The sequence below is a fragment of the Zavarzinia sp. CC-PAN008 genome, from assembly GCF_051903925.1.
Lineage (GTDB): Bacteria > Pseudomonadota > Alphaproteobacteria > Zavarziniales > Zavarziniaceae.
The window spans coordinates 1,538,555-1,558,389 of record NZ_CP173678.1 but is presented as its reverse complement, the minus strand read 5'-3'; the positions used below and the strand labels follow the sequence as shown (position 1 = coordinate 1,558,389).

The window sequence follows — 19,835 nt, the reverse complement described above, 5'->3', positions numbered from 1 at the left end:
CTGCCATGGCAGGGCCGGCCGCACCCCATCCCCGCATCGCGATCGTGCTCAAGGGCTGGCCCCGCCTGTCCGAAACGTTCATCGCGCAGGAGATCGCGGGGCTTGAGGCGCGCGGCCTGGCGGGCTGCATCGTCTCCCTGCGCAAACCGACCGACGCCAAGCGCCATCGCCTGCACGATCTGGTCAGGGCGCCGGTCCGCTACCTGCCCGAATACCTGCACGAGGAACCCTGGCGTGTGCTCCGGGCCTGGCTCCGGGCCCGGCGCCTGCCCGGCTATGCCACGGCGTGGGCTCGCTTCCGCACCGATTTCAGGCGCGACCGCACGCGCAACCGCCTCCGCCGCTTCGGCCAGGCGCTGGTCCTGGCGGCGGAACTGCCCGCCGAGTACCGCCTGCTCTATGCCCATTTCCTGCACACGCCGTGCTCGGTCGCGCGCTATGCGGCGCACATGCGGGACCTGCCCTTTGCCGTGTCGGCGCATGCCAAGGACATCTGGACCACGCCCGACTGGGACAAGGCCGACAAGCTGGCCGAATGCCGCTTCGCCGTGACCTGCAGCCGTGCCGCGGTCGGGGAGCTGGCCCGCCTGGCCCCGCCGGAGCGCGTGGCGCTGGTCTATCACGGCCTGGACCTGGCCCGCTTTCCAGAGCCTGGGGCGCGCCCGCCGGGGCCGCCGTTCCGCCTGCTCTGCGTCGCGCGCGCGGTCGAGAAGAAGGGCCTGCCCACCCTGCTGGATGCATTGGCCCTTCTGCCGGAAACGCTGGACTGGCACCTGACCCATGTCGGATCGGGGCCGGACGCGGCCGCGCTGAAGGCGCGGGCGCAGGACCTGGGGATCGCGGCCCGCATTACCTGGGCCGGCTCCATGGCGCAGGACGGCGTCATCGCGCAGTACCAGGCGGCGCATGCCTTCGTCCTGGCGAGCGTGATCGCGGCCGATGGCGACCGCGACGGCCTGCCCAATGTCCTGATGGAGGCGCAGGCGCTGGCCCTGCCCTGTGTCGCGACGGCCGTCTCGGCCATTCCTGAACTGATCCTGGACGAGGAAACCGGCCTGCTCGTGCCGCCGGGCGAGCCCGATACCCTGGCCGAGGCGATCCTGCGCCTGGCAACCGACCCCGCGCTGTGTGATCGCCTGGGCCGGGCCGGCCGCATCCGCGTCGCCGGCCAGTTCGGGGCCGACGCCGGGCTCGACCGGATCGCGGCGAAGCTGGGCCTGCACTGATGCGCATCGCCTTCCACGCGACGTTGAAGCCGCCGGACCATCCGGTGCCGTCGGGCGACCGCCAGGTGGCCCGCACCCTGATCGCCGCCCTGGAGCAGGCGGGGCACCAGGTCCTGGTCGCCAGCGAGATCCGCACCTGGTCCCGCACGCCGGAGGAGCAGGTTGCCCGCGCGGCCGGGGCAGCGGCGGAACTGCCCGCCGTCATCGCCCGCATCCGCGACTTCGGCGCCCAGGTCTGGCTGACCTATCACTGCTACTACCGCGCGCCCGACCTTCTGGGTCCCCGTGTCGCGGCCGACCTTGGCCTGGGCCACCTGATCGTGGAGCCATCGCTTGCCAACAAGCGCAGCACCGGCCCCTGGGCCCTGGGCCACGCCGCCGCCCGCACCGCCATCACCGCCGCCCACGCCCTGCTCTGCCCCTCGCGCGACGACCTCGCGCGCGTCGCCGAAGCCGTCCGTCCTGGCACCCGCCTCGACGTGCTGCCTCCGGCGCTGAGCCTGTACCACCCGCCGGCGGTTGCGCCCGTCCTCCCCCAGGATCGCCCCACCCTGCTGGCCGTCGGCATGATGAGGCAGGGGGACAAGCTCGCCTCGTACCGCCTGCTGGGCCAGGCGCTGGCGCTGATCGACCACCTGGATTGGTCCCTTGTCGTCGCCGGCGACGGGCCGGCGCGGGGAGAGGTCGAGGCGGCGCTCCCCGCCGGACGAACCCGCTATCTGGGCGCGGTGGCGCCGGAGGTCATGCCGTTCGTGCAGGCCCAGTGCACCATCGCCGTCTGGCCCGGCATCGGGGAGGCCTATGGCATGGCCCTGCTGGAGGCGCAGCGCGCGGGCGTTCCGGTGGTGGCCGGGCGCCTGCGCGGCATTCCCGACGTCGTTTCCGGCGGCGTCCTGGTCCGCCCCAACGACCCCCAGGCCATGGCCGATGGGATTGCCGCCCTCCTGCGTGATCCGGCGCGGCGCCAAGCCCTGGGCCGCATCGCAGAGGAGACGACGGCGCGCCAGCACAGCCTTCCCGCGATGGCCGCGCGCCTGGATGTGGCCTTGGACTGGGCGGCACGGCGGGGCAAGCTCGCGGCATGACCCGGTTCGCGATCCTGCGCCATGGCATCACCGCCTGGAACCTGGAGCATCGCATCCAGGGCCGCACCGACATCCCGCTCTGCGACGCGGGCCGAGCCGCCCTGGCCGGCCTGACGGTGCCGCCGCCCTGGCCCACCGCGCGCTGGCTCAGCAGCCCGATGGGCCGCGCGGTGGAGACCGCCAACCTGCTGGGTGCCCGGGACCTGGCCATCGAGCCGCGCCTGATCGAGACGTACTGGGCGGGTTTCGAGGGCAAGCTCCTGGCCGAGATCACACCGGAGGGGACAGGCCTTCACGCGCGGGCGCCGGGGGGCGAGTCGCCGGCCGACGTCCAGGCCCGCCTGCGGCTGCTGCTCGCTGACCTGGCCCGGGATGGCCGGCCCGCAATCGCGGTTGCGCACAAGGGGGTCGTCCGCGCCCTGCTGTCCCTTGCCACCGGGTGGGACATGACGGTGAAGGCGCCGGTCAGGCTGGACTGGCGCTGTCTGCATGTCTTCGCCCTGGCCGCCGATGGCGCGCCGGCGCTGGTCCAGGCGAACGTGCCGCTGGTCGCCGCATGACCGCCGGCGCGCGACGCATCCTGGTCTGGGTGCAGAACCTGCTGGGCACGGGCCATGTCCGGCGCGCCGGCACGGTCGCGCAAGCCCTGGCCCGGGCGGGTTTCTCGGTGCGCCTGGCGACCGGCGACACCTTCGGCACCCCCGTCCCGGCGGGGATCGCGGTCGAGCGGCTGCTTCCGGTGCGTGCCCGCGACGCCACCTTTGCCGATCTGGTCGGGGCGGACGGCGCCGCCCTGCCCGGCGACTGGCTGGCCCGGCGCACGGCCCAGGTGCACGCGCTGGTCCGCGACTGGCAACCCGACGCCGCCCTGGTCGAGCTCTATCCATTCGGCCGCCGCGCCTTCCGCGCGGAAATGGCCGGCCTGCTCGACGCCATGGGGGACCGGCCGGTCTTCTGCTCCATCCGGGACATCCTGGCCCAGAAGCGCAAGCCCGAGCGCGTCGCCGAGACCGTCGCCCTGGTGCGCCAGCGCTTCGCCGGCGTCCTGGTCCATTCGGATGCCGCGATCGTGCCCCTGGGCGCGACTTTTCCTGCGGCCGACGCCATTGCCGACAAGGTCCACTACACCGGCTATGTCCTGGACCGCAGCCGCCTACCGGCGCCGCGCGCGGGGGACGAGGTCCTGGTCGCAGCGGGCGGGGCGGAGGGGGGCGCCGACCTGTTGCAGGCCGCCTTGGCCGCACGGAATGCGGGCCTGCTGCCGGAGCGGCCCTGGCGCCTGCTGGTCCCGCCGGCCCTGGGCCCGGCACTCCTGGCGGAGCTGAAGGCCGGCGCGCCGGAGCGCGTGGCGGTGGAGCCGACGCGCCCCGATTTCCCGGACTTGCTGGCGCGGGCGGGGCTGGTGATTGCGCGGGCCGGCTACAACACGGTGCTGGAATGCGTCGCACTGGGCCGGCGCACGGTCTGCGTCCCCTTTGCCGCGGGGGACGAAACCGAGCAGACGGTCCGCGCAGACCTGTTCGCGAAGGCGGGCCTGGTCACGGATGCGCGGATCGAGACCCTGGCCGCGGCCTGCACCGCCGCCCTGGCTGCCCCGCCACCGATGGCGCGCATCGCCCTGGACGGTGCACCGAATGCCGCGCGCCTGTTGCGGGAAGCCCTGGCATGAGTGCGGCCTGGGGCCGGCTGTCCGCGGAATTGGACCGGTGGGCGCCGGGGGCGGCGACCTTGTGGTGGCGGGACGACGATGCGCGGGCGGCGACGGCGGAATTGCGGCGGCTGGTCGAGGTCGGCCGGCGTACCGGCTGGGCGCCGCTGCTGGCCGCCGTGCCGCGTGATGCGGAGGCGCCACTGGGCGGGCTGGCGGAACAGGTCCCGGGGTTGCGCTTCGCGGTCCATGGCTGGGCGCATGTGGATCATGGCGGACGGCGGAAGTGCGAGTTCGGGCCTGAGCGCGAACTGGAAGCCAGGATTGCCGACCTGGAGCAGGGGCTGGACCGCCTGACGGCCCTCCTGGGCCCCCTGGCGCTGCCGGTCCTGGTGCCGCCCTGGAACCGGCTGGGCGACGACCTGGTGCCGGCGCTGCCCGCGCTGGGGTTTCGCGGCCTGTCGACGCTGGGGCCGCGGCGGCCCGGACCCCTGCCTGTCGTCAATGTCCATCTGGACCTGGTCGACTGGAAGGCCCGCACCTTCCGCGGCGAGGCCGCATGCCTGGACGCGCTTGCCGCGATCCTGGCGCAGCGCCGCAGCGGGGCGGTCGATGCGACCGAGCCAACGGGAATCATGACCCACCACGCCGTCCATGGGGATGATGCGCTGCATTTCCTTGAGACGCTGCTGTCGCGCCTGTCACAGCATCCATCCGTAGGCGTCCTGGCGCCGGCCCAAGCCTTCCCCGATTGCGGTGCAGCAGATAGGCTTGCCCCGTGACCGCGCATTCCTATCCGTTGACCGAATTGGCCGCCGACTATGCCCGGGCGGCCGGCGGATTGGCCGTGTGCGGCGGGCTGTTGGCAGTCGCGCAGCCAGCCCCCTTCGTTGCCTGGGCCCTGGGCGCGGGGGCCATTGTCTTTGCCGGCTTCGGGCTGGCGACGCTGAACCGCCACCTGGCACCCATTGCCTGGGACGGGCAGGGCGTGCGGCGCGGCGGCCTGCGCCCTGCCAGCATTGCCTGGCATGACCTTGCCGGTCTGCGCCTGCGCTTCTTCTCGACCCGGCGCGACCGGCAGACGGGTTGGATGGACCTGGTGCTCAGCGCTCCGGGCGCCCGCATCGTGGTGGCAGAGGGGCTGCCCGGCTTCCGCGACCTGGTGGCACGGGCAGGCGCCGCCGCGCGGGCGCGTGGCCTCGACCTGTCGCCCGCGACACTTGCCAATCTTGGGGCGATGGGACTGCCCGGTGCCGACGCTGGCGCAGCGGGCATGGCGCCATGACCAATGTGCTCGAGGTTGACGACCTCGCCATCGCCTTCCCCGTGCCGGGCGGCGTCGTCAACGCGGTGAAGGGGGTCAGCTTTCGCGTGCCGGCGGGCAAGACGGTCGCCCTGGTGGGGGAATCCGGTTCTGGCAAGTCGGTGATCTCGCAGGCCGTGATGGGCATCCTGCCGCCGCCCGGCCGCATCGTGAAGGGGGCGATCCGCCTCTATGACCCCGTGGGCGGCGGGCCGGTCGTGAACCTGGCCCGCCTCAACCCCGCCTCCGCCACCTATCGCAGGATCCGCGGCGCCCGCGTCTCGATCATCTTCCAGGAGCCGATGACCTCGCTCTCGCCGCTCCACACGATCGGCAACCAGATCGGGGAAGCGCTGCGCCTGCATCGCAGGGTGAGCGGGGAGGAGGCCCGGGCGCTGGTCGTCGAGATGCTGCGCCTGACCGGCTTTCCCAAGCCGGAGGTGCAGGTCGACCGCTACCCCTTTGAACTGTCGGGGGGTCTGCGCCAGCGCGCGATGATCGCCATGGCATTGATCTGCCGCCCATCCCTGCTGGTCGCGGACGAACCGACGACGGCGCTGGACGTGACGGTGCAGGCGCAGATCCTGAAGCTGATGATCGACCTCCAGGCCGAGCTGGGGATGGCGATCCTGATCATCACCCACGACCTGGGCGTGGTGGCCAACGTCGCCGACGAGGTCGTCGTGATGTACCGGGGCCGGGTGATGGAGGCTGGACCACGCGACACGATCTTCCGCGATGCCCAGCACCCGTACCTCAAGGCGCTGCTGAACGCGGTGCCGCGCTTCGACATGGAGCCGGGCGAGCGGCTGGTCCCCTTGCGCGAGATCAAGGCCGACACCTCGAAGCTCAGCTTCGGCCCGGACCGCCGCCCGGAAAAGGGCAAGGCCGCCGGCCCCCTGGTCGAAGTGAAGGGCCTGACCAAGCGCTATCTGGGACGCAAGTCCGGCTTCTGGTCCAAGTCGGCGCGCGACGTCCACCTGGCGGTCGACGATGTCAGCTTCACCATCGCGCGCGGCGAATGCCTGGGCTTGGTCGGCGAATCCGGCTGCGGCAAGACGACGACGGTCAAGATGCTGATGCGTGCGGTCGATCCGGACGAAGGGTCGATCCGCATGGTGCGCAACGGCCGGTGGGACGATGTCCTGGCGCTCAAGGGCGCGGACCTGATGACCTATCGCCGGACCGTCCAGATGGTGTTCCAGGACCCGTTCAGTTCGCTGAACCCGCGCATGACGGTGGGCGAGATCCTGATGGAGCCGCTGGCCATCCACGAGATCGGCACGCCCGCCGAACGCCGCGCCCGCGCGGTGGAGCTGCTGACCCTGGTCGGGCTGGAGGAGCGGGCCATGGCGCGCTATCCCCATTCCTTCTCCGGCGGCCAGCGCCAGCGCATCGGCATTGCCCGGGCCCTGGCCCTGGGGCCGGAACTGCTGGTCTGCGACGAGCCCGTCTCCGCCCTCGACGTCTCGGTCCAGGCCCAGGTACTCAACCTGCTCAAGGACCTCAAGACGGGCCTGGGCCTGACCTACCTCTTCATCTCCCACAACCTGGCCGTGGTCGACTACCTGGCCGACCGCATCGCCGTGATGTGCGCCGGCCGCATGGTCGAGCTGGCGCCACGGGCCGAGCTGTTCCGCCGGCCCGTGCATCCCTATACCCAGGCCCTTCTGAGTGCGGTGCCGGAGCCCGATCCCGACCGTCGCCTGGACCTGGGCGCCCTGATGGAGGGCCGCGCGTCGGACCCGACCAGCTGGCCCGCCCCCTTCACCATCGACGCCACGAGCCAGCCCCGCCTGGTCGAAGTGGCGCCGGGCCACTTCGTCCGCACCACCGCCCCCGACCTGGCGCTGGCGTCATGATGGGGATCACGCAAGGGCCGACCTGCTCCCTCTCCCGTCGCGGAGCGATGGGAGAGGGCTGGGGTGAGGGCAGGACGCAACGTCTGAAGCCGTCTCGACCTATGGTGAGGGCAGGATACCGCCCCCACCCAACCCTCCCCCATCGCTCCGCGACGGGGGAGGGCTTCTGGTGCTCTGCCGGCCGCACCGTCGTCCTCCTCCTCGCTCTGCTTCTAGCGCCCGTCGGGGCGCGGGCGGCGGAAGTCCCTTCGCTGGCCGACCTGGTGGCGGGGGGTGCGCTGCCGCCGCTGGCGGAGCGGTTGCCCCAGGTGCCGGCGGTCACGCGGATGGACGAGCGGGGGCGCGCGCCTGGGCGCTATGGCGGCGACCTGCGCATGCTGATCGCCAAGGCGCAGGATGTGCGCCTGCTGTCGGTCTGGGGCTATGCCCGGCTGGTGCGCTGGAATGCGGCCTATGAGCTTGAGCCCGACATCCTGCAGGCGGTCGAAGTGGCGGAGGGGCGGCGCTTCACCCTGCGCCTGCGGTCCGGCCATCGCTGGTCGGATGGCAGGCCCTTCACCTCGGACGACTTCCGCTATTGGTGGGAGGACGTCGCCAACAATGCCGACCTGTCGCCCAAGGGGCCGCCCCGCAGCCTGCTGGTCGAGGGCAAGCCCCCGCGCGTCAGCTTCCCCGACGCGACCACGGTCGTCTATGAGTGGGACAGGCCCAATCCCCATTTCCTGCCGCAACTGGCCCAGGCGCGGCCGCTGGTCATCTTCCTGCCCGCCCATTACCTGCGCGCGTTCCACAGCCGCTATGCCGAGGACTCGGTGCTGAAGCCGCTGATCGTCGCGGCGGGGGTCCGTAACTGGGCCGGGCTGCACAACCTGCGCGAGACGCTGCGCGACTGCGACAACCCGGAAATGCCCACGCTCGACCCCTGGGTCAATACCAGCCGGCCGCCGGCCACCCGCTTCGTCGCGACGCGCAACCCCTTCTTCCACCGGGTGGACGAGCAGGGCCGGCAATTGCCCTATATCGACCGGGTCATCCTGCTGCAGTCCGACACGCGCCTGGTCGCGGCCAAGGCCGCGGCGGGGGATGCCGACCTCCAGGCCCGGGGCATCGCCTTTTCCAACTACACCTTCCTGAAGCAGGGCACCGTGAACGGCCGCTATGGCGTGCGGCTGTGGCGGGTCGGCATCGGCAACCAGGTGGCGCTGTTCCCCAACCTGAACGTTGCCGATCCGGTCTGGCGCAACCTGGTACGTGACGTCCGCTTTCGCCATGCCCTCAGCCTTGGCATCGATCGCCACCTGATCAACGAGGCGCTCTATTTCGGCTTGGCGACCGAGGGCAACAACACCGTGCTGCGCGACAGCCCGCTCTATGCCGACGACCTGCGCACGCGTTGGGCCGACTACAATCCGGACGAAGCCAACCGCCTGCTGGACCAGCTGGGCCTGACCCGCCGAAACGAGGAAGGCATCCGCCTGCTGCCCGACGGCCGCCCGGCCGAGATCATCGTCGAGACCGCGGGCGAGGACATGGAGCAGGGCGACGTGCTCGAACTCGTGGCGGAGACCTGGCGCGAGATCGGCCTGAAGCTGTTCACCAAGCCCTCCCAGCGCGAGGTGATGCGCACCCGCATCTATGCCGGGCAGGCCCTGATGACCGTGTGGACCGGCATGGACAATGCCGTCGCCACGCCCGACATGGCGCCGACCGAACTGGCGCCGGTGTCACAGGACGGCCTGATGTGGCCCAAATGGGGCCAGTACTACGAGACGATGGGCCAGGCGGGCGAGCCGATCGATCTCCCCGCGGCGAAGGAACTCTTCGACCTTTATCGCGGCTGGATGGGGTCGACCGACATGGCCGTCCGCCGGGGCATCTGGAACCGCATGCTGGAGATCCAGGCGGAACAGACCTTCTCGATCGGCACGGTGGCGGGGGTCCTCCAGCCCGTGGTCGTCGCCAGCACCTTGCGCAACGTGCCGGACGAGGCGGTCTGGGCCTGGGACCCGGGGGGGCAGTTGGGCATCATGCACCCGGAAGGCTTCTGGTTCGACGGCGGCACCGCCAGCACCCAGGCCGCGTCCCCTGCCCCGGGATCGGGCGGCTGATGCTGGCCTATACGGTGCGCCGCCTGCTGGTGATGATCCCGACCCTGGTCGCGATCAGCCTGATCACCTTCATCGTGATCCAGTTGCCACCCGGCGACTTCCTGACCAACCAGATCATGGAGCTTCAGGCGCAGGGCGATCCGGCGGCGGAGGAAAAGGCGGCCTTCCTGCGCGAGCAGTACGGCCTGGACAAGAGCTTTGTCGAGCAATACGCGATCTGGATCGGCATCTGGCCCAGCGAGAAGGGCTTCTCCGGCCTGCTGCAGGGCGACCTCGGCTGGTCGTTCGAATACAACCGCCCGGTCAACGAGGTGATCGGCGACCGCATGTGGCTGACAATCGTCGTCTCGTTCGCGACGATCATCTTCACCTGGGTCGTATCGTTTCCCATCGGTATCTATTCCGCCGTCCGACAGTATTCGGCGGGCGATTACATGCTGACCTTCCTGGGTTTCCTGGGCCTGGCCGTGCCCAGCTTCCTGCTGGCGCTGGTGCTGCTCTATTTTGCGAACGTCTGGTTCGGCACCTCCATTGGCGGCCTGATGGATCCCGAATACATGGACCAGCCCTGGTCCTGGCCGAAATTCGTGTCGGTGCTGGAGCACCTGTGGATTCCGGTCATCGTCATCGGGCTGTCGGGCACCGCCGCGATGATCCGGCGCCTGCGCGCCAACCTGCTGGACGAGTTGCAGAAACCCTATTTCACGACAGCCCGGGCCAAGGGGCTGACCTATGGCCGGGCGCTGGTGAAGTACCCGCTGCGCATGGCGCTCAACCCCTTCATCTCCGACATTGGCAACCTGCTGCCGCAGGTGATCTCGGGCGCTGCGATCGTCTCGATCGTGCTGTCGCTGCCGACCACGGGGCCGATGCTGCTGGACGCGCTTCAATCGCAGGACCAGTACCTCGCCGGCTCGTTCCTGATGCTGCTGGCGCTGCTGACGCTGGTCGGCGTGTTCCTGTCGGACCTGGCGCTGGCGGCCCTTGACCCCCGCATCCGCATGGGCGAGGCGGGATGAGCAGCACCGGCCCGATCGCCAAGGGCGAGCAGCTCGACCATTTCGTCGACGACGCCCCCTTCACGCCCGACGCGGTCGAGGTCCTGTCGCCGGAGCAGGAGCGGATCTTCCGCGCCTCGCAATGGCGGCTGATGTGGTGGAAGTTCAAGCGCCACCGCGTCGCCCTGGTCAGCCTGATCTTCCTGGTCGCCCTCTATGCCTCGACCCTGGTGTCGGAGGTGATCGCCCCCTATCCCCTCAATCACCGGGATGCGGAGCACATCTTCGCACCGCCCCAGAGCGTGCACTGGTTCCACGAGGGCGCCTTCATCGGCCCCTTCGTCTATGGTCGGACCAGGACCCTCGACCTCGACGCCCTGCGCCGCGTCTATACCGAGGATCCCAACCGGATCGAGCGCCTGCGCTTCTTCTGCTCCGGTGCCCCCTATCGCTTCTGGGGGCTGGTCGAGGCGCGCTTCCACCTGGTCTGCCCGGCGCAAGGGGGCACGCTGAACCTGATGGGGACCGACCGTCTGGGGCGCGATGTGTTCAGCCGCATCGTCTATGGCACGCGCATCTCGCTCACCATCGGCCTGCTGGGCATCACGATCAGCTTCGTGCTTGGCCTCGTCATCGGCGGCATCTCGGGCTTCTACGGCGGGTGGATCGACGACCTGGTGCAGCGCCTGATCGAGATCATCCGCTGCTTCCCCGAACTGCCATTGTGGATGGCACTGTCGGCCGCCCTGCCCGTCAACTGGTCGCCGCTCTATGTCTATTTCGGGATCACGGTGATCCTGGGCCTGCTCGACTGGACGGGTCTGGCGCGGGCCGTGCGCTCCAAGCTGCTGGCCCTGCGGGAGGAGGATTTCGCGACCGCCGCCACCCTGATGGGCGCCCGGCCGCCGCGCATCATCCGGCGTCACCTGCTGCCCAGCTTCACCAGCCACCTGATCGCCTCGGCCACGCTCTCCCTGCCCGCGATGATCCTGGGCGAGACGGCCCTCAGCTTCTTAGGGTTGGGCCTGCGCCCGCCCATCACGTCCTGGGGCGTGCTGCTGGCGGAGGCACAGAACATCAACGTGGTCGCCCTGTACCCGTGGCTGCTGCTGCCGGTCGTGCCGGTGATCCTGGTCGTGCTGGCCTTCAACTTCCTGGGCGACGGCCTGCGCGACGCGGCCGATCCTTACCGCTGAGCGCTGGTTCCGCCCCCAGCGTCCCTTCCCCCCTCGCGGGGGAAGGCTAGGATGGGGGGGCCGGGACGCCGCGCCACCATTCAGGATGAAAGCTCTGGCGGAAACGCCCCCCCACCCAACCCTCCCCCGTGAGGGGGGAGGGCTTCGATAGCGCGAGAGATCGAATTCGATGAGCCATCTTCGTGCCCGCGACCTGGGCCTGCCGTTTCTGGGACGGACCGGGCCGCACAATGCGATCACCGATGTGCCCGGCGTGCTGGTCGGCTTCACGACGCTGATCGAGGGGGACGGCCCGCTGGTCCAGGGCCAGGGGCCGATCCGCACCGGCGTCACCGCGATCCTGCCGCGCGGCTTCGATCCGGAGCCCCTGCCCGTGTGGGCGGCGATCCATGCCCTGAACGGCAATGGCGAGATGACGGGCAGCCATTGGGTCAAGGACGGCGGCTATTTCCTGGGTCCCGTGTGCATCACCAACACGCACAGCGTCGGCATCGTCCACCACGCCGCCACGCGCTGGACCATCCGCCACTTCGCCGGGAAGTGGGGGACGGAGCACCTGTGGGCCATGCCCGTCGTGGCCGAGACCTATGACGGCACGCTGAACGACATCAACGGCCAGCACGTGACGGAGGCGCACGCGCTGGCCGCCATCGACGGCGCCCAGGGCGGCTCGGTGCCGGAGGGGAATGTCGGCGGCGGCACCGGCATGATCGCCTATGGCTTCAAGGGTGGCACGGGAACCGCCTCGCGCATGATCGAACTGGGCGGCCGCAGCGGTACCGTCGGCGTGCTGGTCCAGGCCAATCATGGCCGGCGGCCCGACTTCACCGTGCTGGGCGTGCCCGTGGGTGCCGCGCTGGAGGGTGCGGACGTCCACGCGCGGGAGACCGGCTCGATCATCGTCGTGATCGGCACCGACCTGCCGCTGCTGCCGCACCAGCTGGACCGGCTGGCGCGGCGGGCGACCATCGGCATTGGCCGCGGCGGGACGCCGGGCGGCAATTCGTCGGGCGACATCTTCCTGGCCTTCACCACCGCCAACGGCTTTCCCGTCGTGCGCGGATCGGCCCCGCTCTGGTCGTTCCAGGCGCTTAACGACGAGATCGTCGACCCGCTCTACATGGCCGCGATCCAGGCGACTGAGGAGGCGGTCCTGAACGCAATGGTTGCCGCGCACAGCATGACCGCCGTGCGGCCAGAGGGCCTGATGGTCCAGGCATTGGACCACCAGGCCCTTTGCCATGTGATGAAGTCACACGGACGCCTGAGCTGAAGACGGCGACTCCGGCCAATCCCTGACCGATCGGGCACGCATCTGTGGCGCCCGCACCACGGGCATTGGCTCTGTTGCCCAATGCACAGATTGTTTACGCAACCTATGGCACATTGAACTATTCCGTTGCTTTGGATCCCTTGCGGGACAAAGGGATCGCCATGACCTTGTTGTTCAGCCGCACTCTCTCGCGCGGATCGCGCGCCTTGGTGCACACCATTGCTTGAGCCGCTCGACTTCCTGGCCGACGACAGCCCCTGTGCACGGCTGGTGCGCCAGTTGGACTGGGCGCGGACGCCGCTGGGCCCCATGGCGGGCTGGCCGTCCGAGTTGAAAGCCGCGGTCAGCTTTGCCCTGGCCTCCCGCTTCCCCAAGGCGATCGTCTGGGGGCCGGCCCTGACAACCATCTACAACGACGCCTTTCGCCCCATCCTGGGCAACAAGCCGGAGGCGATGGGCCGGTCCTTCGCCGACATCTGGGCCGAAGTCTGGCCCGAGATCGGTCCGATCGCACGCCGGGCCTATGACGGGGAATCCACCTTCATCGAGGATTTCCCGCTCGAGATCGACCGCTCCGGGCAGCTGGAACAGTGCTGGTTCACCTTCTGCTACAGCCCCTTGCGTCTGGCTGACGGACGCATTGCCGGCCTGATGGACACCGTCGTGGAAACGACGGCCAGCGTGCGCACGCGCCTGGAGCTGAACGTGCTGAACCGCGAGTTGGGCCACCGGATCAAGAACACCCTGGCGCTGGTCCAGGCGATCGCGACGCAGACCTTCCGCGGTGCCGGGGCGGACCTGGCGCTGGCCAGCTTCCAGGAACGCCTGCAGGCCATGGCCCATGCCCAGGATGTGGTTGTGGGCCAGGATTCGTCCCATGCCGACCTGGGTGCCGTCGCCGCCGGCGCGGTGGCACCGTTCAACGCCCTGCAGCAGATCGCGCTGCACGGCGCGCCCGTCGAGATCGGGCCAAAAGTGACGATGGCGCTGACCCTGATCCTGCACGAGCTGGCCACCAACGCGATCAAGTACGGCGCGCTGTCGATCCCGCAGGGCCGCGTCGCCCTGGGCTGGACCGTTCATGCAGGCGACCTGATCCTGTCCTGGCGCGAGTCGGATGGACCGCCGGTCGCCAGTCCCACGCGCATGGGCTTCGGGTCGCGCCTGGTCGACACCGCCTTTGGCCAGGGTCAGGTCAAGCGGCGCTACCCCACCCAGGGGTTCGAGGCCGACATCCTGATCCCCGCCCGCAACCTGCTGGAAACCTGAACGGCCGGCGACACGCGTGGGGTTACACGCCAAGCGTTAGACGCCCGCCGCCGTCTTCCCCACCGCCTCGGTCTGGGTATAGAGGTTGGTCAGGGCCTCGCGCACGAATTCCTCGGTCATCACGGGGGCGATGCCCTCGAACTTGCAGATGTTCAGGACCTGGTCGACGATGAAGCGCGGCTGATAGGCGGCAAGCGGCTGACCGTTCTTCACCTGCAGCTCGCGCACGATGAACTCGAAGACCGGGTCGGTCAGTTCCAGCCCGCGCGAGCGCGCGACACCGTCAAAGATGATCCGGTAGTCCTGCTTGCTGGGATAGTTGATTTCCAGCTTGTACGGGATACGGCGCAGGAACGCGGCGTCCATCAGGTCGTCCGGCTCCAGGTTGGTGGAGAACACGACCATCTCGTCGAACGGGATCTGGAAGCTCTTGCCCGTGTGGAGCTTCATGTAGTCGACACGGCTGGCCAGCGGCACGATCCACCGATTGAGCAGCGCCGTCGGCGTCACCTGCTGACGCCCGAAATCGTCGATGATGAAGGTGCCGTTGATCGCCTTCAGGTGCAGCGGTGCCTCATAGAACTTGGCCGTCTCGTTGAACTGCAGGTCGAGCATCTCCAGCGTCAGTTCGCCACCGGTGATGATCACGGGACGCTTGCACGGGACCCAGCGCGGGTCCAGCACGTCCTGCCGGATCGACAGGCCCGTGCCCTTGCCGATCACCTCGCCGTCCGGGATCGCCATGTGATGGATCGAGGGGTCGAAGATCTTGATGATCTGGCCTTCGACCTCGATGCAATAGGGTACGAAGATGATGTCGTCGAAAATGACGTTCATCCGTTCCGCGATCGACGTCTTCCCATTGCCGGGGGGGCCATAGAGCAGGATAGAATTGGCGGAATTGATCGCCGGCCCCAGCTTCTTGTACAGGAACTCAGGGATCACCAGGCCGTCATAGGCTTCTTCCAGGCGCCGCTTGTCGACGCGCTCGCCGGCCATGCGCTGCTTCTTGATCTGCGCGCAATAGGCGTCGAGCGAGACGGGCATGGCGCCCACGTACTGGTTCTGGTCCAGGGCCTCCGCCGCCCAGGTGCGGCCCAGGCTGGACAGGCCATAGCGGATCTCGGTGACCTGCGAGGCACTGGCCGAACCTTGCGCCTCGATCAGCTTCTTGAACGTCGCATCCTGGAGCAGGGCGTTGACCAGGTTCGTCGGCACCTTCAGGCGGTCAGCCAGGTCGGAGGGCGTGTCGCGCCCGTCGACCATCATCGACTTCAGCATCAGGCGGAGCATCTGGTTGACCGCGATGCCGGTCTCGTCCAGATGGCGCGGCGCCTCCGGCATGCGGGACAACGCATGTTCCATGCGTTCCGGCGTGACCAGGCCCCAGTTCACCATGATGTCGGTGACGCGGCCGCCATGCTCGCGCTGGTATTCCAGGACGCGATCCAGGTCTTCGGGCTCCACCAGATGCTGCGCCATCAGCAGACGCAAAGACAGCATTCACCCCTCCCAGCCGCCGACGCGCGTCGGCATGGCTCCCTGCATGCGGGGCGGCGCCGCCCCGGCCTGGCGAAGCTGCGCTCCGCCAGGCCGGATCAGGCACCACCCTTGCGGGCGGGTCAGATCGCCCGTCCCGTCGCCGCCCAATATGGTTCGCGCAGCTTACGCTTGAAGATCTTACCGGAATCCTCCCGCGGGAGATCGCTGGCGAATTCCACGACCTTCGGGACCTTGTAGCCGGCCAGATGCTCGCGAACATGGCTGCGGATCGCGCCGGCGTCCAGGCTGGCGCCGGGCTGCAACTGGATCACCGCGGCCAGCGACTCGCCATATTCCTCGTCCGGGATCCCGAACACGGCGCAGTCGTGCACGCCATGCAGGCCCAGCAGGCAGGCCTCGATCTCGGCCGGATAGATGTTGACCCCGCCCGAGATCACCATGTCCTTGCGCCGGTCGCACAGGTGCAGAAAGCCGTCGCGGTCGAAATAGCCGACATCGCCGGACGTGATCAGGCCACGCTTCTCGACCCCGTCGCGCTTCGCCTGGTCGCGGTGATAGGTGAAGTTCATGATGCCCATGTTGCGGGCATAGACCTCGCCGATCTCGCCCTGGGGCAGGGGGTTGCCCGCCTCGTCCAGGATCAGCATCTCGACCCCCGGAATCGGCTTGCCCACCGTGCCCGGATGATCCAGCGCCTCCTGCGAGTTGCAGAAGGTGACGGCCCCCGTCTCGGTCGAGCCGTAGAACTCGGTGATGACCGGACCCCACCATTCGATCATCTTCTGCTTCACGTCCCGCGGGCAGGGCGCCGCCGCGATGACGATATGCTTGATCGACGAGGTGTCGTACTTCCGGCGGACCTCCTCCGGCAGCTTGAGCAGCCGCACGAACATGGTCGGCACCATGTAGAGGTTGGTCAGCCTGTGCTCCTGGATCATCCGCAGCAGGCCCTCGGGATCGAAGCGCGGCGCCAGCCACACTTCGCCCCCGGCCCGCGCCATGCTCAGGCCGTGCGAATTGGGGGCCGAATGGTACATCGGCCCGATGATCGCAGTGCGCACCCCGGGCTCCACGCCGAACACCAGGCTCAGCATGCCGCTGAATCCGGCCATCTGCTCCGCGGTCGGCGGCGCGCGACGCACCCCCTTGGGCCGGCCGGTCGTGCCGGAGGTATAGATCATGGTCGACGGCGGCTCTCCCGTCGGCGGGGGGGCCGGCGCGAAACTGTCGACCCAGGCGTCCCAGTCGGTCCCACCGGCCGGCACGCCGCGCTCGGCCTCCGGCACCTGGTAGGCGGCGGCGATGTCGTCGGGGACCGAGACGACCAGCACGGGCAGGCCAGCGGGGATATAGGCGCGGGCCCTGGCCAGCAGGTCGGCATGGACGACCAGCGCCTTGGCGCCGCTGTCCTCGAGGATGTAGGCGACTTCCTCGGGGCTGTTGTGCCAGTTGATCGGCACGCCATAGGCCCCCGCATGGCCAGCCCCCAGGCTGGCCTCGAAAAAGGCGATGTCATTGCGCAGCAGCAGTGCCACCGCGTCGTTGGGCTCGATCCCGACCGACTTGAAGCCCGCGGCGGCGCGCGCCGCCCGCTCCATCAGGCGATCGAACTTGATCTCGCGATCACCACTGATGATCCGTCCCGACATTGTCCCTGTGTCCTCCCGGCGTGCACTTGGCCATTCGTGCGGACTTGCAGCGTCCGTCTGCGCGCAAGGTCGCACATCGTCCGCACCTGGACCAAGCCTCACGCGCCGCGCAGGGCGATGATCGTTCCGATCGCGATGACGACCAGGGCGAAGCCGATTTCCAGCAGGCGCTTGCGCGCGGCCAGGCGGCGGCCGATGGCCAGGCCCAGCACGCCGCCGGCCAGGCCACCGGCAATCAGCACGCCGGCAATGCGCCAGTCGACATCGCCCGACAGGGCATAGGAGGCGGCCGTGGTCAGGCCCAAAGCCGTGACGCCCACGAGCGACGTGCCGATCGCGTTGGCCAGCGGCATGGCCGTCGCCAGGATCAGGCCCGGCACGATCAGGAAGCCGCCGCCGATGCCGAAGAACCCGGCCAGCAGCCCCACGCCCAGGCCGATCGGCACAAGGCGCGGCAGCAGGCGGGCTGCGCTGGTGCGGTCCAGGTGCACTTCTGGCCGCGGCACGCCACGGCGCGGGCGCAGCATCAGGCCGCCGACGCCGATCATCAGCACGCCAAAGGCCAACAGCAACGGCGCGCTGTCGACCGACTTCCCCAGTTCGGCGCCGGCCGCGGCGCCAGCGACCCCGGCGGCGGCGAAGACCAGGCCGCAGGGCCATTTGACGGTGCCGGCACGGGCATGGCCGGCCAGGCTGGTCGCAGCATTGACGGCGACGGCGATCGCCGCCGTCCCGATCGCGGCATGCACCGATGGCATGCCCACGGCATAGACCAGCAGGGGCACGGCCAGGATCGCGGCCCCGCCGCCGACCAGGCCCAGGACCAGGCCGATCAGGCCACCGGCGCCCAGCGTCATGGCCAGGACCGACAGGGTCAGCGGCATGGCGCGCGCCTTACCCCGCGACCGCAGGCGCGTGCGGCGTCAGGCGGGCGCGGTTCCAGGGCATGTGGGCCAGCAGGCGCGCCATGCCGCACCATCCCGTGATGCCGGCGAACATCAGTCCGGCGCCCACGAACGCCGACAGGCCCAGGAAGGCCGGCGCCACCAGCACGCCCAGGACGACGCCCAGCAGCACCAGGGCACCCGACACGATCTGGACCTGGCGCATCAGTTCCAGCGGCTGCCGCCGGTCGGTCTCGACCGGCAGGCCGGCCCGGCCCCAGGCATCCAGCCCACCGTCCAGGATCCAGGCGGGCGCGCCATCGGCCGCCGCCGCCAGCGTGGCGGCATGGGCCGCCGTGCGCGCGCCCGACCGGCAATGAAAGACGACGCCAGCCGGTCCGGCCCGCAGTGTCGCCAGTTCGGCCACCGGAACGTTCAGGGCCCCCGGGATGCGGGTGCGCGCATGTTCATCGCGCGGGCGGACGTCGACCAGCCGGGCACCGTCGGCCACCAGGGCCCGGGCCCGCGCCACTGGTACAGTCTCGATCGTCATCACTCAGTCTCCCGTACAATAGAGGTCGTAGAGGGTCGCCATCAGGGTTTCGAGCCGGGGATCGGCGATCCGGTACCAAAGGCTCTGGGCGTCGCGGCGAAAGCGGACCAGCCCCTCCTCCTTAAGCCGGGACAGGTGCTGCGACAGGGCGGACTGGGACAGCGCCACGGCCACCGCCAGGTCGCCCACGGTCATCTCGCCCCGCTCCGCCAGCTTGCACAGGACCATCAGCCGGCGCTGGTTGCCGATTGCCTTCAGCAGGTTGGCCACCTGCGTGGCATTGGCCGCGAAGGTGGCAGGGTCCATCGGCGCTTTTGCCATTGCCAGCCCTTGAATATTAGATATCACTAATTTAGATATCTCTCATATTCAGTCAAGGGGCAAAGATCGATGGCGACGCAAGCGGACATCCAGGGCTTCTTCGATCCCGCCACCAACACGATCACCTACCTGCTGGCCGACCCGGAGACAGGACGCGCGGCCGTGATCGACCCGGTGCTCGACTACGATCCCGCAGACGGCCGGGTCGACACGGCATCGGCCGACCGCGTCCTGGCGGCGGCGGCTCAGCGCGGGCTTGCAATCGACTGGGTGCTGGAGACGCACGCCCATGCCGACCACCTGAGTGCCGCGCCCTATGTGAAGTCGCGGACTGGTGCTCGCATCGGCATCGGGGAGCACATCCGCGAGGTGCAGCGGATCTTCCGGCCCGTCTTCGCGGCCGAGGACGTGAAGGCCGATGGCGGCGACTTCGACCATCTGTTCCGCGATGGCGAGCACTTCGCCGTGGGCAACCTGACGGTGGAGGTAATGCACACCCCCGGCCACACGCCGGCCGACATCAGCTATCGCGTCGGGGATGCCGTGTTCGTGGGCGACACGTTGTTCATGCCGGACTATGGCACGGCCCGGGCCGACTTCCCCGGCGGCGACGCAGGTGCGCTCTACCGCTCCATCCGCCGCCTGCTGGCCCTGCCGCGGGAGACGCGCCTGTTCCTGTGCCATGACTACAAGGCACCGGGGCGCGCCGCCTGGCGCTGGGAAACCAGCGTCGGGGAACAGCGCGACCAGAATGTCCACGTCCATGACGGCATTGACGAGGCAGCCTTCGTCGCCATGCGCCACGCCCGGGACGCGACGCTGGCGGCTCCGCGCCTGCTGCTGCCGTCGATCCAGGTCAACATCCGCGCCGGCCGCTTTCCCCCGGCGGAAGCGAACGGCGTGCACTACCTGAAGGTGCCAGTGCGGGCCGCGCATGCGCTGGCGATCACCTGACGC

18 protein-coding genes are annotated in these 19,835 nt (G+C 69.6%); 13 read left to right on the top strand and 5 right to left on the bottom strand.

Annotated elements, in window-relative coordinates:
• The first annotated feature begins 5 nt into the window (after positions 1–5).
• The 12 genes from ACI6GS_RS07345 to ACI6GS_RS07290 all read left to right on the top strand — a co-directional run bounded on the left by ACI6GS_RS07345 (position 6) and on the right by ACI6GS_RS07290 (position 13,968).
• The gene (locus ACI6GS_RS07345) at positions 6–1,226 is read left to right on the top strand and encodes a glycosyltransferase family 4 protein (protein WP_439817135.1); all 1,221 of its coding nucleotides are present in this window, start codon (positions 6–8) and stop codon (positions 1,224–1,226) included.
• Entirely contained in the window at positions 1,226–2,311 is a 1,086-nt protein-coding gene (locus ACI6GS_RS07340) for a glycosyltransferase family 4 protein (protein WP_439817134.1), read from the top strand. The genes ACI6GS_RS07345 and ACI6GS_RS07340 overlap by 1 nt, the downstream gene beginning before the upstream one ends.
• Positions 2,308–2,871 carry a histidine phosphatase family protein gene (locus ACI6GS_RS07335; RefSeq protein ID WP_439817133.1) on the top strand — a complete coding sequence of 188 codons (564 nt, stop codon included), beginning with the start codon at positions 2,308–2,310 and terminating at the stop codon, positions 2,869–2,871. The genes ACI6GS_RS07340 and ACI6GS_RS07335 overlap by 4 nt, the downstream gene beginning before the upstream one ends.
• Positions 2,868–3,980: a glycosyltransferase family protein gene (locus tag ACI6GS_RS07330; protein ID WP_439817132.1), complete on the top strand. Its 1,113-nt coding sequence runs from the start codon at positions 2,868–2,870 to the stop codon at positions 3,978–3,980. The genes ACI6GS_RS07335 and ACI6GS_RS07330 overlap by 4 nt, the downstream gene beginning before the upstream one ends.
• Positions 3,977–4,741, top strand: a complete 765-nt coding sequence (locus ACI6GS_RS07325; RefSeq protein ID WP_439817131.1) for a polysaccharide deacetylase family protein — start codon at positions 3,977–3,979, stop codon at positions 4,739–4,741. The genes ACI6GS_RS07330 and ACI6GS_RS07325 overlap by 4 nt, the downstream gene beginning before the upstream one ends.
• Complete coding sequence (locus ACI6GS_RS07320; RefSeq protein ID WP_439817130.1) at positions 4,738–5,244, top strand: hypothetical protein; 507 nt, start codon at positions 4,738–4,740, stop codon at positions 5,242–5,244. The genes ACI6GS_RS07325 and ACI6GS_RS07320 overlap by 4 nt, the downstream gene beginning before the upstream one ends.
• Positions 5,241–7,124 carry an ABC transporter ATP-binding protein gene (locus tag ACI6GS_RS07315; protein WP_439817129.1) on the top strand — a complete coding sequence of 628 codons (1,884 nt, stop codon included), beginning with the start codon at positions 5,241–5,243 and terminating at the stop codon, positions 7,122–7,124. The genes ACI6GS_RS07320 and ACI6GS_RS07315 overlap by 4 nt, the downstream gene beginning before the upstream one ends.
• 263 nt (positions 7,125–7,387) lie before the next feature.
• Entirely contained in the window at positions 7,388–9,232 is a 1,845-nt protein-coding gene (locus ACI6GS_RS07310; RefSeq protein WP_439817128.1) for an ABC transporter substrate-binding protein, read from the top strand.
• Positions 9,232–10,251, top strand: a complete 1,020-nt coding sequence (locus ACI6GS_RS07305; RefSeq protein WP_439817127.1) for an ABC transporter permease — start codon at positions 9,232–9,234, stop codon at positions 10,249–10,251. Before ACI6GS_RS07310 ends, ACI6GS_RS07305 begins: the two co-directional genes overlap by 1 nt.
• Positions 10,248–11,426: an ABC transporter permease gene (locus ACI6GS_RS07300; RefSeq protein WP_439817126.1), complete on the top strand. Its 1,179-nt coding sequence runs from the start codon at positions 10,248–10,250 to the stop codon at positions 11,424–11,426. The genes ACI6GS_RS07305 and ACI6GS_RS07300 overlap by 4 nt, the downstream gene beginning before the upstream one ends.
• A gap of 169 nt (positions 11,427–11,595) precedes the next feature.
• Positions 11,596–12,699, top strand: a complete 1,104-nt coding sequence (locus ACI6GS_RS07295) for a DmpA family aminopeptidase (RefSeq protein WP_439817125.1) — start codon at positions 11,596–11,598, stop codon at positions 12,697–12,699.
• 219 nt (positions 12,700–12,918) lie between these two features.
• Positions 12,919–13,968 (top strand): sensor histidine kinase, encoded by a 1,050-nt coding sequence (locus tag ACI6GS_RS07290; protein ID WP_439817124.1) that lies wholly within the window; start codon positions 12,919–12,921, stop codon positions 13,966–13,968.
• A gap of 36 nt (positions 13,969–14,004) precedes the next feature.
• Here ACI6GS_RS07290 and ACI6GS_RS07285 read toward each other — a convergent pair whose 3' ends face one another.
• The 5 genes from ACI6GS_RS07285 to ACI6GS_RS07265 all read right to left on the bottom strand — a co-directional run bounded on the left by ACI6GS_RS07285 (position 14,005) and on the right by ACI6GS_RS07265 (position 18,863).
• Positions 14,005–15,471: a hypothetical protein gene (locus ACI6GS_RS07285; protein ID WP_439817123.1), complete on the bottom strand. Its 1,467-nt coding sequence runs from the start codon at positions 15,469–15,471 to the stop codon at positions 14,005–14,007.
• 119 nt (positions 15,472–15,590) lie between these two features.
• On the bottom strand, positions 15,591–17,120 hold the full coding sequence (locus tag ACI6GS_RS07280; protein ID WP_439817122.1) for an acyl-CoA synthetase: 1,530 nt from the start codon (positions 17,118–17,120) through the stop codon (positions 15,591–15,593).
• Between the two features lie 98 nt (positions 17,121–17,218).
• Complete coding sequence (locus ACI6GS_RS07275) at positions 17,219–18,004, bottom strand: sulfite exporter TauE/SafE family protein (RefSeq protein WP_439817121.1); 786 nt, start codon at positions 18,002–18,004, stop codon at positions 17,219–17,221.
• Positions 18,005–18,014: 10 nt separating this feature from the next.
• Positions 18,015–18,557 carry a rhodanese-like domain-containing protein gene (locus ACI6GS_RS07270; RefSeq protein ID WP_439817120.1) on the bottom strand — a complete coding sequence of 181 codons (543 nt, stop codon included), beginning with the start codon at positions 18,555–18,557 and terminating at the stop codon, positions 18,015–18,017.
• Between the two features lie 3 nt (positions 18,558–18,560).
• On the bottom strand, positions 18,561–18,863 hold the full coding sequence (locus ACI6GS_RS07265; RefSeq protein ID WP_439817119.1) for an ArsR/SmtB family transcription factor: 303 nt from the start codon (positions 18,861–18,863) through the stop codon (positions 18,561–18,563).
• A gap of 84 nt (positions 18,864–18,947) precedes the next feature.
• Here ACI6GS_RS07265 and ACI6GS_RS07260 point away from each other — a divergent pair, with 84 nt between their 5' ends.
• Positions 18,948–19,832, top strand: coding sequence for an MBL fold metallo-hydrolase (locus ACI6GS_RS07260; RefSeq protein ID WP_439817118.1), 885 nt, complete (start codon positions 18,948–18,950; stop codon positions 19,830–19,832).
• Positions 19,833–19,835 lie beyond the last annotated feature (3 nt).